At 66.5% G+C, this 12155-nt stretch carries 10 protein-coding genes; 4 read left to right on the top strand and 6 right to left on the bottom strand.

Annotated features, from left to right (window positions below; all coding sequences use genetic code 11):
* Positions 1-310: 310 nt before the first annotated feature.
* Positions 311-1528 (top strand): CdaR family transcriptional regulator, encoded by a 1218-nt coding sequence (locus tag OG921_RS18260; protein ID WP_266113914.1) that lies wholly within the window; start codon positions 311-313, stop codon positions 1526-1528.
* A gap of 69 nt (positions 1529-1597) precedes the next feature.
* Here OG921_RS18260 and OG921_RS18255 read toward each other — a convergent pair whose 3' ends face one another.
* The 4 genes from OG921_RS18255 to OG921_RS18240 form a co-directional block, all read right to left on the bottom strand.
* Positions 1598-2263, bottom strand: coding sequence for a hypothetical protein (locus OG921_RS18255; RefSeq protein ID WP_266113913.1), 666 nt, complete (start codon positions 2261-2263; stop codon positions 1598-1600).
* A gap of 200 nt (positions 2264-2463) precedes the next feature.
* The gene (htpG, locus tag OG921_RS18250; RefSeq protein ID WP_266113912.1) at positions 2464-4413 is read right to left on the bottom strand and encodes a molecular chaperone HtpG; all 1950 of its coding nucleotides are present in this window, start codon (positions 4411-4413) and stop codon (positions 2464-2466) included.
* 181 nt (positions 4414-4594) lie between these two features.
* Positions 4595-4867, bottom strand: coding sequence for a DUF4235 domain-containing protein (locus OG921_RS18245; RefSeq protein WP_266113911.1), 273 nt, complete (start codon positions 4865-4867; stop codon positions 4595-4597).
* Positions 4868-4909: 42 nt separating this feature from the next.
* On the bottom strand, positions 4910-7018 hold the full coding sequence (locus OG921_RS18240) for a catalase (RefSeq protein ID WP_266113910.1): 2109 nt from the start codon (positions 7016-7018) through the stop codon (positions 4910-4912).
* A 219-nt stretch (positions 7019-7237) separates the two neighbouring features.
* On the opposite strand from OG921_RS18240, the gene OG921_RS18235 reads away from it, so the two are divergent.
* Positions 7238-7480: a CsbD family protein gene (locus OG921_RS18235; RefSeq protein WP_266113909.1), complete on the top strand. Its 243-nt coding sequence runs from the start codon at positions 7238-7240 to the stop codon at positions 7478-7480.
* Between the two features lie 64 nt (positions 7481-7544).
* On the opposite strand, the gene OG921_RS18230 is transcribed toward OG921_RS18235, so the two are convergent.
* Positions 7545-9056 carry an FAD-dependent oxidoreductase gene (locus OG921_RS18230; protein ID WP_266113908.1) on the bottom strand — a complete coding sequence of 504 codons (1512 nt, stop codon included), beginning with the start codon at positions 9054-9056 and terminating at the stop codon, positions 7545-7547.
* Between the two features lie 124 nt (positions 9057-9180).
* On the bottom strand, positions 9181-10737 hold the full coding sequence (locus OG921_RS18225; protein WP_266113952.1) for a TM0106 family RecB-like putative nuclease: 1557 nt from the start codon (positions 10735-10737) through the stop codon (positions 9181-9183).
* 244 nt (positions 10738-10981) lie between these two features.
* On the opposite strand from OG921_RS18225, the gene OG921_RS18220 reads away from it, so the two are divergent.
* On the top strand, positions 10982-11623 hold the full coding sequence (locus OG921_RS18220) for a DUF6474 family protein (RefSeq protein WP_266113906.1): 642 nt from the start codon (positions 10982-10984) through the stop codon (positions 11621-11623).
* A 12-nt stretch (positions 11624-11635) separates the two neighbouring features.
* Positions 11636-12151 carry a hypothetical protein gene (locus OG921_RS18215; protein WP_266113905.1) on the top strand — a complete coding sequence of 172 codons (516 nt, stop codon included), beginning with the start codon at positions 11636-11638 and terminating at the stop codon, positions 12149-12151.
* The last annotated feature ends 4 nt before the right edge of the window (positions 12152-12155 follow it).

The raw sequence follows: 12155 nt of genomic DNA, 5'->3' as shown, positions 1-12155 counted from the left end.
CAGCGGGCTGATCGATCGTCGGCGGTTCTTCGGTCTTCGTCACATCTGCTCCTGTGCAAGGCATCTCGAACGATCGACCCGATGGACACGTTTCGGCGCCGATTTCGCCGATGGTGGCATGCCGCTGGGCACCACGGCTCGGACGTAACGGCTCAACCGGGGACCGTAAATCCGGATGCTCTATCCAAACCGCAAGTTGGCGCGCGGTGTCGGGTTAAGCTGGCGCCATCGACCGGTTTGCCGGGGGGCGTCGCCGAGTTGGGGAAGACCAGCGTGACGGTTGACGGGGGGTACAGTGCCGAATTCGACTTTGGGATCCGACAGCGTGGCGTGGCTGCACCGGCTGCTACCGGACCTCCTCGACGGTCAGCGCCTGGAGTCCATCGTTGCCTACACCGACGGTCACATTTTGCGCGATGTGCCCGAGTTGGAAGTGCGGACGCTGCGGAGCAATCTCCACACGAGTTCGATCGCCCTGGGCCGAATCATGTTGCCCAACCTGGTCACCGGCGTCACCCCGGACGAACTTCCCGACGAGGCGTATGTGCTCGCGGAATCGATCGCGCACAGCGGTCTGGATCTTCGGGTGCTGTTGCGGGTTTTTCGTTCGGGGCAGCAAGCGATGATCCGCACCCTCAGCGACGAGGTCAGCGCGGCGCCGTTGGATAGCAGTTCGACACGGGAGTTGGTCGGACACGTCGCTTCCTGTGTTGCGGACTGGGCGGGCAGCACGGTGGAGATTCTCAGCGCGAACTTTCCTGCGAGCCGGGTCGACGACCCAGGTGGCCGCGTGATTCGGCGCCGGGCGACTGTGCGGGCGATCGTGGCGGGGTCCGTCGTCGACCCCCGGGTAGCGCAACTGCGCTTGGGGTACGGGCTCGACGATACGCATCTGGCGTATGTGCTCTGGTTGGACGAGGAGACCGATGGCCGCGTCGCCGACCTCGAACGAGCCGCGCATCGGATCGCCGGCCATCTGGACGCTCGGGGCAGTTTCACGTTGGCGTGCGGCGACCGAACGGTATGGGCGTGGGCGCGCACCGATCGTCGAGCCACCATCGACATCGCGATCATCGCCGCAGTCGCCTCGGCGCGGGTGTCGTTCGGTCTGCCCGCCCCCGGACTTGCGGGATTCCGTCGCAGCCACCTGGAAGCGTTGGCCGCCCAGCAGATGCAGCGGCAGGCGGCACGATCGGGCCGGGTCGTGCTGTACGACGCAGTCGAACTCGACTTTCTCGTCAGCCGAGACGCCGAGGCGATGCATGCCTTCGTCCAACGTGAGCTCGCGGGATTACTCGAGTCGAGTGCGAACGTTGCGCGCCTGCGGGAAACACTCGGTTGTTACCTCGAGGCGAAATGCAGCATCGAGGCCGCCGCTCGCGAACTCGGTGTCCACCGCAACACGATCCGCTACCGGCTCGATCGCGTGGAGAAGCTGCTCGGCCACTCCATCGAAAGCCGCAGGCTCGAACTCGAAATCGCGTTGCGGTGCGCGACCTCGGCGGGGCCCAGTCCACACACTGGATAGTCCGTCGGCACGCACGGACGCAAAAGACCGCCCGAGGGCTGCCCGGGCGGCCTTTTGCAAGAACAAAACCTACGGGGTGAGGCCGGCTGCCGCCGCACCCGCGCCGACGGCCGCACCGATACCGGCAGCCGGCAATCCAAGCACCGCCGCACCGAGCGCGCCGCCCGCAACTGCGCCGAGTCCGGCTCCGATCGCGACACCACCAGCAGCCCCGGCCGCCTCAGCGGCGATTCCCGCGATGAACACGGGGACATCGACCCAGAGCTGCCCGGTGGCAATGCCGATGACGGCGCCCACCAAGGTCGCGGCCGCCGGTGCACCGATGCCGACGAGGAGCCCGGCACCGGCACCGACCACGCCACCGGCCAGAGCGCCGCCAGCGCCGCCGATCACCGCAGCAGGCACTCCGCCGATGGCAGCACCGACGAGAGCGGCGTTACCGATCTTGTTCAGATCCGGACCGCCGGGCGGCGGGGCCGGAATACCGGCCGGAAGTGGTGGCAATTCCAGTGCCGGGATCGGCGGCAATTCGAAGCCCGGGATCAGTCCGGCCGGGATGACGCCGACTGGAAGTCCTGCCGGCGGCGCGACCGGCAAGTTACGGACCGTCCCCGGCTGGTCCTGCACCGCCGGTTGCGCGACTGCCACCCCGCCACAGGTCAGCGCGACCGCGAGCGGCAACCCGCCGAGAATGGCCGTCTTACGAATGTTTGTTGTCGTGCTCCGATGTTTCACGAAAGTCCCCCCAGATATGTGCAGTTGAGCTGAAATAGCGGGGGAATCGTAACGAGTCGAAAGACCCTGCTCACAATCGAAATGAGCGCTATCACAGGCCGGCCCGAATGTGCTATCCATCACTGAATCGCAGGCGATTTGCAGCCCGTGCTGAGCGTGTTGTACCGGGCGGCGGGGTTCACGTTGTGCCCCGCCGTCGGTTACACCGTTCGAGTCAACCGGTTCGTAAGCAGCTTCGCGAAGTGCGCCGGGTCGCTCAGCTCGCCACCCTCGGCGAGCAGTGCGGTGCCGTAGAGGAGCTCGGCCGTCTCGGCTAGCGCGGGATCGTCCTGCCGCTCGCCGTGCGCGGTGCGCAGCCCCGTCACCAGCGGGTGCGTCGGGTTGAGTTCGAGAATCCGCTTCGAGTGCGGCACGGTCTGGCCCGACGCCCGGTACATGCGCTCTAGCTGTGGGGTGATGTCGTATGCCTCGCCCACGAGACAGGCCGGCGAGTCGGTGAGCCGCGACGACAGCCGCACCTGCTTCACGTCGTCGCTCAGTGTCTCGGTGAGCCAACCGAGCAGGTCCGCGAAGTCCTTTTCCTGCTCCTCGCGCTCGGCCTCGGCGGCCTTCTTCTCCTCCTCGGTGCCGAGTTCGACCTCGCCCTTGGCGATCGACTGGAATGCCTTGCCGTCGAAGTCCGGCACGTTGCCGACCCACACCTCGTCGACCGGATCGGTCAGCAGCAGCACCTCGATGCCCTTGGCGCGGAACGCCTCCATGTGCGGCGAGCTCTCCAACTGCTCGCGCGACTCACCGGTCAGGTAGTAGATCTGTTCCTGACCTTCCTTCATCCGCTCCACGTACGCGGTCAGCGTGGTCGGTTCTCCGTCGCTGTGCGTCGAGGCGAAAGACGATACGGTCAGCAGCGTTTCACGGTTGTCGAAGTCCGACATCAGGCCCTCCTTGAGGACCCGGCCGAACTGACCCCAGAACGTCTTGTACTTCTCCGCATCCGTGGACTGCATGTCCTTGATCGTGGCGAGAACCTTCTTCACCAGCCGTCGCTGGATCATCTTGATCTGCCGGTCCTGCTGGAGGATCTCGCGAGAAACGTTGAGCGACAGGTCTTGTGCGTCGACGACGCCACGGACGAAGCGCAGGTGCTCGGGCATGAGCGCCTCGCAGTCGTCCATGATGAACACCCGCTTGACGTAGAGGTGTACCCCACGCTTGTGCTCGCGCATGAACAGGTCGAACGGTGCCTGCGACGGAATGAACAGCAGCGCTTGGTATTCGAACGTGCCCTCGGCCTTCATCGGGATGATCTCGAGTGGATCGTCCCAGGCGTGCGCGACGTGCTTGTAGAACTCCTTGTACTCCTCGTCGGTGACCTCGCTGCGCGGACGGGTCCACAGCGCCTTGCGGGAGTTCAGCGTCTCCGTCTCGACCACGGTCTCCGTCTCATCAGGAGCTTCGGGGTCATCATCGGGCTTCGGCTTCGGCTTGGTGCGCTCGATATCCATCCGCACCGGCCAGGCGATGAAGTCGGAGTACTTCTTGACGATCTCGCGCAGCTTCCACTCCGCGGTGTAGTCGAAGAGGTGGTCTTCGCTGTCCTCGGGCTTGAGATGCAGCGTCACCGACGTCCCCTGCGGCGCTTGCTCCACCTCTTCGATGGTGTACGTGCCCGCGCCCTCGGACTCCCAGCGCGTCGCGTGGTGTTCGCCGGCCTTGCGGGTCAGCAGGGTGACCTTGTCGGCGACCATGAACGTCGAGTAGAAGCCGATGCCGAACTGGCCGATCAACTCCTCGGTGGCGGCCTCGTTCTTGGCCTCGGCGAGCTTGCGCCGCAGCTCGCCGGTACCCGACTTGGCCAGCGTGCCGATCAGGTCGACCACCTCGTCACGCGACATGCCGATGCCGTTGTCGCGGACCGTGAGGGTGCGCGCCGCCTTGTCGACCTCGATCTGAATATGCAGGTCGGAGGTATCGACGTCGAGATCCTTGTCCTTGAATCCCTCCAGCCGAAGCTTGTCGAGGGCGTCGGACGAGTTCGAGATCAACTCCCGCAGGAAGATGTCCTTCTCCGAATAGACGGAGTGAATCATCAGCTCGAGGAGCTGCCTGGTCTCTGCCTGGAACTCGAGTTGCTCGGCGTGCGCGGTCACGATGGTCCCTTTCGAAAGAGCGCGAAAATCGACAATCCAGAATCCTACGACGCAGCAGGAACGGCAACCCTCGCGAGGTGCGCTCTGCCCGCTCGAGCCCGAACGGCCGGCCTCCGACACGCCGAGGAACGCGGCCGCGGGTTCGTGATCAACACCTCCGCGGCCGCGCATTCGTCCTCGATTACCCCGGATTCTCGTGCGTCAGGGCGCGGTACCCCTGGGCACCGGCACGGTCGACCGCGGCCTTGACCAGGCCGAAGACCGCGCCCTGCAGCGCCGCGGCGAGCAGCACCTCACGAATGTCCGCCTTGAGGTCCTCCGCCTCGGGCGGAGTGTCGTTGTCGTCGCCGATGCGCGCCCAGACCTGGCGAAACACCAGACCCGCTAGCACACCACCGAGCACACTGGTGAACAGCGAGAGGGGTTTGTACATGACCTTCGCCGAGGTGGACATTTGGATTCCTTTCGCCGGTGTTCGACCTGATCACCGCATCGGTTACGCCGGGACGGCGTCGGTCTTGCGCGCCCACGCCCGGTGCTTCGCGAGTTCGGCGGCAAAGGCCTCGCCGAACCCGTCGGAGATGTCGTTCTGGGCGGCCGCGGTCGTCACGACGCCCTCGACGGCGACCACATCGGTGTCGTCGGCGAGTTGGGTGCCGATGTTCATCCGGCGCAGCAGGTCGACGCCACCGCCGAAGGCGGCCAACGTCTTTGCATGCTTGTAGGCCTCCGCGATGAAATGCAATGCATAGCCGTCGCCACTCAGCGTCTCGACCGATTTCTCGCCGCACGGCACGATGACCGCGTCGTAGAGCACCGAGGCCATCGTGTTGATCGCGCGGTCGACGGTGAGTTCGCCGCCCGATCCACCGGACAACGTGCCACCGTGCGGTCCGAGCACCTCCACGATCGCGCCACGCTCGGTGAGCGCCGAGCGGACCTTCGTCACCCCCTTCACGTCCACGCCGTCCGCCGCGAGCACGGCGATCTTGCGCGTCGCGATGGAGTCGGTAGCCGTGTTCAGCTGGGACAGCGCAGGCGAGGTGACGGCATCCGGCGTCGGCTCCTCGTCCGGTTCGGGTAAGCCCAACTTCGCCGCCACCTGTGCAGCGAGGTCGTGATCGACCTTGTTGAGTTGCTCGACCACAGCGACGCGAATCTCCGGCGTCTCCACCTTGCCGAGCTCGAAAGCGTATGCCGCGACAATGTGTTCGGCTTCCACATCGGACATGCTTCGCCAGAACATCGCGGCCTGACTGTAGTGATCCTGGAAGCTCTCGCTGCGCTTGCGAATCGTCTCGCCGTCCACGCGTTGGGTGTAATGCTTGAACACCTCCCCGTAATCGGCGCTGTCCGATAGCGCCGGGCAGCCGCCGCCGAGGCTGTTCTTGTGGTAGCTGGTGCGGCCGCGCGGGATGGCGTGCTGCCCATAACCGTCGTGCTGGTTGTGGTGCACCTCGGCGATCGGCCGGTTCACCGGCAGCTGCGAGAAGTTCGGCCCGCCGAGCCGGATCAGCTGGGTATCGAGGTAGGAGAAGTTGCGGAACTGCAGCAGTGGGTCGTTGGTGAAGTCGATGCCCGGCACCACATTTGCGGTGTGGAAGGCGATCTGCTCGGTCTCGGCGAAAAAGTTGTCCGGATTGCGGTCGAGCACCAGCCTGCCCACCGGCCGGACCGGAACCTGTTCTTCGGGAATGATCTTGGTGGCGTCGAGCAGGTCGAAATCGAAGTCGAACTCGTTCTCCTCGGCGACGAGTTGGACGCCGAGTTCCCATTCGGGATAGTCCCCTGCCTCGATCGTCTCCCAAAGATCGCGCCGGTTGAAGTCGGGATCCTTGCCGGCGATCTTCTGGCACTCGTCCCAGATCAGCGAGTGCACGCCGAGTTTCGGTGTCCAATGGAACTTGACGAAAGTCCCCTTCCCCTCCGCATTGACGAAGCGGAACGTATGCACCCCGAAGCCCTGCATCATCCGGTAACTGCGCGGCAGCGCCCGGTCCGACATCAGCCACATGATCGTGTGCAGCGTTTCGGGTTGCAGCGCGACGAAGTCCCATAGCGTGTCGTGCGCGGACTGGGCCTGCGGGATCTCGTTGTGCGGCTCGGGTTTCACCGCGTGCACGAAGTCGGCGAACTTGATCCCGTCCTGGATGAAGAACACCGGGATGTTGTTGCCCACGAGATCGTAGTTGCCCTGTTGGGTATAGAACTTGGTCGCGAACCCACGCACGTCGCGGACGGTGTCCGCGGAACCGCGCGAGCCCGCCACCGTGGAAAAGCGCACGAAGACCGGAGTCTGCAGGCCAGGCGTGGTGAGAAACTTCGCGGCGGTGAACTCGGCGAGCGAATCGTCATAGGGCTCGAAATACCCGTAGGCACCGGCGCCGCGGGCATGCACAACGCGCTCGGGGATGCGTTCGTGATCGAAGTGCGTGATCTTCTCACGCGCGTGAAAATCCTCGAGCAGCGTCGGCCCCCGCTCGCCAACCTTCAACGCGTTGTCGGTGTCGTCGACGCGGACGCCCTGCTGTGTCGTCAGCTCACCGGTCGCGCGTTCGAATCGTGCCGCATCGAGTTGCTGCTGCTTTGCATCGTCTCGGGACATTTTGTGCTCCTCGGATCTGTGCGAGGGGGGTAACACTGCGCCGCGTACCCAGCGCCGACGCGTCCAAACCGAGGCGGGCGGACCGCGGGTTCTGGACTCCTGACCAGCGGGTTCTGGACTTCTGATCGGCCCGATCAAATCTCGTTGGTCGCGTTTCGCCGTCGTGACCGCGGGTAGTCGAACAACGCAAGCACATCCCGACTCGCGAGAGGAGAAAGTGTGGCAGACGAGAAGAGTGGACCCAGCGAAGGTGCGAAGGGCGTCGTCGAGGGCGTCAAGGGCAAGGTCAAGGAAGCAGCGGGAGCCGTGACCGGTCAAGACGATCTGACCCGTGAAGGCCGTGCGCAGCAGGACAAGGCCGAGAGCCAGCGCGAGGTCGCAGCGAAGGAAGCCGCGGCCGAAAAGGCGCGCGCCGAGGCCAAGTCCGATGAAGAGCGGCAGAAGGCCGAACAGAATTCTTGAGCGATCCTTCGGGTGAAACGGCTCCGCCTTTGTGCGGAGCCGTTTCGCCGTCCAACGCCACGAATCAACGGTCGGTCTTCACGACCTCGAGCGCCCGGGTCGCTGGGCCTTCGAGCACGCGCCCGTCGTGTGCGAACCGCGAGCCGTGCAGCGGGCAGTCCCACGACTTTTCGGCATCGTTCCACGCGAGGACCCCGTAGAGATGCGGACAAATCGCCGACACCGACGTCGTGGTTCCGTCGACGGTGCATACGCCGACCGGCCGCAACCCCCGTCGTGCCACGAAACCTTCACCTTCCGAAGGCTTTTCGCCGTCTCGGCGTAGTTCGGCACGCAGCCATCCGCGCGCCATCTCGACGCCCACTTCGGCGTTGACCTTGGCGGCGGTCGGCAACCCGGCCAATTCGCGCGGCGCCCAGCTTTCCAAGTCCTTGGCCCAGGGCAGCTTCCCGCCGAGCACTCGGCCCGAGATCGCGAGTCCGGCGGCTACCGCGTTCGCCATGCCCCACTTCGAGAATCCGGTCGCCACCAGGATCCGGTCGTACCCGGGGAGCAACGGCCCCACGTGCGGCAGGCCGTCGATGGGCACATAGTCCTGCGCCGACCATCGGTGCGTCATCCGGGCGCCGGGGAAGTGCCGTTGCGTCCAGTCGACGAGATCGTCGACCTTCGCACGGGTCGACGCCGCCCGGCCGACGGTATGGCCGTTTCCGCCGACGAGCAGCAGATCGCCGTTTGTACCCGGCGTATAGCGCACGGAGCGCGTCGGTTCGTCCGCCGAGACGTACATGTCGCGCGGAATATCGCCGGGCACGTCGAACGAGATCGAGTACGACCGTTGCGGACTCAGCCGCGCGAAATAGCCACCGCGGTCGAGAATCGGCGTGCCGGTGGCCAGCACGACCGTGTCCGCTCGCACGGGACCGTGCTCGGTGTCCAGACATCGTTCGCCGAAGACCTCGTGCCCGGTCGTCTGACCCTGCAGTCGGGTGACGCGCGTGTTCTCGAAAATGCGCACGCCGCGCTGCAGCGCGTCCGTCGTCATCGCAGCGAGGACCGCCATCGGATCGAACTGCGCCTGCTCGGCCAGCCGCACCGCACCGTGGTTCGCGAAGGGCACGTCGAGTTCGTCCACCCATTCGACATCGAGCCCCGCCTCCCGACACGCCTCGTACTCGTGTCGCACCTGCGCTGTTGCCGCGGGTGTTTGCGCGTACGTCACCGCGGCCTGCCGTTCGGTCGCGACGCCGTGCTCGTCGCAGTAGCGAAGCAGCCACTGCAGACCCTCGCGATTTGCCTCGACGTAGCGACGCACGACCCCAGCGGAGTGTCGCTTGCGCAACTTGGAGAGCTGAGTGCCTTGCAGCAGGCTGAGTTTCGCAGTCGTGTTGCCGGTGGTGACCGCGCCGATGCGGCGAGCCTCGACGACGGCCACCTCGGCTCCGGCCCGCGCAAGCAGCACGGCGGTGGTGAGCCCGGTCAGCCCGGCACCGACAACGACGTATTCGAATTTCGAGTCCGGCTCGAGTGCCGGCTGCGGCGCGATGGGTGCTCGATCCAGCCATAGAGAAGTCACTGCTCATGGGTGCCCACCACGCAGGCGGGCAAACCGCGCGAGGCCGGCGGGCTGCACACTGCTCAGATTGCGCGCCGGGATCCCGTCCCACGCGCGCGGGAGTGTGCGCACAGCCCAAGGGCGATCAGAGGTCGTCCACGAACGGCACCGCCACGTCCGCCGGCCCACTCATCCACTCGCGCAGCGCCCTCGTCGCGAGCACATCGTCCTCGTTGTATTCGAGGATGCGCACCCGCTGCGTCAGGTCGGGCTCGCCCTCGTAGCCGACCGCCTCGCGATACCACGCCATCGACGCCTCGCCGCCGGCCTCGGCATCGCGCCAACCGAATCCGGCGACCGGAGCGATCTTCTTGAGCCCCTTGCCGTTCGGGCAGACAAACTGGTCGCTGACCACCTGATAGATGTCCACCCACTCGGGGCTACCGATGAACCCTCGGATCTGCTCGACCGTGGGCACACCGGGTTCCCCGACGAATCGGCGCGCCGAATCGAGCAGCCACTTGTCCTCGGCTGCCCGCGAATAGCAGTACGCGGCAAAGGTTTTCCCCTGCACGATCGCTGCTGCCCGTACCCGCATCAGCCAGGCCCAGAACTGGGCGAACGAGCGCGCCTCGTCCAGCGTCGGCAGCGGATCCCAGGTGACGAAGGGATGGTATTCCGATGTCCCTGCGGCAATATCGTTGAGCAGCGCCCCCCACAGGTAGGCACCGTGTTCCTGAAAGCTCTCCAGGTCAACGTCGACCTCGATGTCCGCGCGCGGCACCGTGACATGTTCCACGCGACGAACCAACGGCGCGCCCACGAGCCACGCGCGCGCTGCCAACACCGCGTCCTCGAACACGCCGTGTTGCCACTTCTCCGGTGCCGGGCCGCTCCAGCGGGCGAGGTCGTCGACCGTGCGCACCCCCTCCGCGCGCAGCACCTCGGCGCGCGACCCGATCGCGACCAGGCTCACGTCGTGGCGCTCGGTCAGCCACGCCGAACAGCGCGGCCACCACGGACACGAACGGCACTCCGGGATCTGCGACGGCTCGGTTTCGGTCTCGCCGCGCGCCACGGTGATCCGGTCGCCGTAGCGTCGGTCGTATTCGTCGAGCAGCACGGCGACGTCGTGCACCAGGATGCAGTCCACGCCGTAGCCGATCGCGCCACCGAGCAGCCCCGGGCTGGCCAACCCGTGCCGCTGCAGCATTCGGTACAGGTGGGCCAGGCGCATCTGGTCGCGCGGCTGAACGCGCACCTTGCGCGTCGGGTCGATTGTCGGCGCCCACACATAGAGATCCGACGTGGTCGCGGCACCATCGGGATTGGTCGGGTCCGATCGGGGGTCGGTGACCTTGTGGTTGACCACGATCACCGGGATGTAGCCGCCGCGATCCCGGTCCCGAAGCAGCAGCTCCGCCACGCCCTCCCGGCCGGTGTCCGGCTCGGAAGGCAGCACCGCGTCCCAGATGTAGTCGACGCCATCGGCGCAGGCCTGCATCGTTTCCGCGGCCCGCTCCGACCACGATCCGCCCGGCCCGATCCGTCGGCCACCGACGACGGCGCCGATGAGCTCGCGGACCGATTCGCGCCGGGCGACGGCGGCCTCGCGCCGTTGCTTGACACCCGAATCCACTGCGGCCCCGGCCACGAGCTGCGGAAAGGTCATGTCGAGGTGCAGCCGATGCCGGCACGACATGAGCCGGCGCGGGCCGACGAAAACGCGCTTACGCGGCAACGACGCATCGACCGACGGTTGCCCACCGTCCGGTTGCTGCGGGCCGTTCCCGACTTCTCCGTTGAATTGCACGATGGGTGAATTATGACCGGAGGGTGCGACATCATCACAGACGCTCGGCGTGACCCGATAGGGTGAGCCTGACCGCGGCACCGTCAACACCCAATTGCGGGCACCGCCGGGGACCACGAGTGAAAGGCCGTCGATGGGGTTGTTCAAGAAGCGCAAATCCCGCGCGACCCGCAAGGCCGAGGCGAAGGCACTGAAGGAGAAGGCGAAGCTCGAGGCCAAGCTCGGCGCGAAGAACGAGCGCAAGCGCAACAAGGCCGAGGCCCGATCCCAGCGCAAGCTGGAGAAGGCGCAGATCTCGGCGCTCAAGGCCGAGGAGAAGGCGAACATCAAGCTCGCCGAGAAGGCCGCGCGTGACCCGTTCAGCGTCGCGTCGGTGCGCAAGTATCTCGGCGTCGCGCGGGTGCTCATCCCGGTGCTGACGCCGCTCATCTATCGGGCGGCGACGTACGTGCGGGGCCAGATCGACACTCGGCGTGCCGAGAATCTCGGCGTCGGCGTCGAGGAACTCGGCGAATACAGCGGCCACGGCGCGAAGCTGTCGGCCCGGATCGCGAACGCCGAGAGCTCCACCGATCGCCTGATCGAGAAGCACGGCGACGACGCGGAGACGAAGAAGTTCGCCGCCGCGACCCGTGAGCGCCTCACCGATCTCGACACCGCGGTCCGCACCGCCGAACTGATGCCCGCCCCGCGCCGACGCAGCGCACACCAGGCCATCTCCGGCGAACTCGCCGGCATCGAGGCCGATCTGCTGACCCGCCTCGGCGTGCGCTGACCACCCACACCCATGGCCGCTGCACCGTCACCGCGTCATCTGCGCGGCCTGTTCGTCGGTGCGGGTGCCGGCGCGCTGACCATCGCGGCGCACGGACTCGGCGGCGGTAGCTATCCCAATTCGACCGGAGCTGCGCTGCTGCTTGTGGTGTCGGCCGGGATCGGCGTAATCGCCGCCTCGCCGCGCACCGCGGGTTCCGCGACGCTGCTCACCCTGCTCGGGTTCGGTCAGCTCGCCGGGCACGTCGCCCTCGGCGAACTGACCGGTCACCAGCACAATGCAGCGACGCTCGGGCCCGCGCAGATGGCCGCCGCGCACGCCGTCGCCACACTGCTCTGTGCCGCGCTCATCGTCGCCGCAGAGCGACTGCACTCGTTCGCCACCTCGGTGCTCCGGGCGGCGACCAGCACCGTCCCGGTTGCCGTTTCGCGTCGGCGCGCTCGAGTCCGGCTGGGTATGCCGGTATTCGTCGGCGCCGTCGCGCACAGCCCGATCTCTCGGCGCGGACCTCCGTTCGGCACGGCCTGACGAC

It is taken from the genome of Aldersonia sp. NBC_00410 (assembly GCF_026342035.1).
Taxonomy (GTDB): domain Bacteria; phylum Actinomycetota; class Actinomycetes; order Mycobacteriales; family Mycobacteriaceae; genus Aldersonia.
This window is presented reverse-complemented; position numbering and strand designations above follow the sequence as displayed.

Bases quoted from the DNA above. Each gene is read 5' to 3' on its own strand.
- OG921_RS18245 (WP_266113911.1), bottom strand. From the start codon at position 4,867: ATGTCCACCTCGGCGAAGGTCATGTACAAACCCCTCTCGCTGTTCACC.
- OG921_RS18240 (WP_266113910.1), bottom strand. From the start codon at position 7,018: ATGTCCCGAGACGATGCAAAGCAGCAGCAACTCGATGCGGCACGATTC.
- OG921_RS18225 (WP_266113952.1), bottom strand. From the start codon at position 10,737: ATGTCGTGCCGGCATCGGCTGCACCTCGACATGACCTTTCCGCAGCTC.
- OG921_RS18220 (WP_266113906.1), top strand. From the start codon at position 10,982: ATGGGGTTGTTCAAGAAGCGCAAATCCCGCGCGACCCGCAAGGCCGAG.
- OG921_RS18215 (WP_266113905.1), top strand. From the start codon at position 11,636: ATGGCCGCTGCACCGTCACCGCGTCATCTGCGCGGCCTGTTCGTCGGT.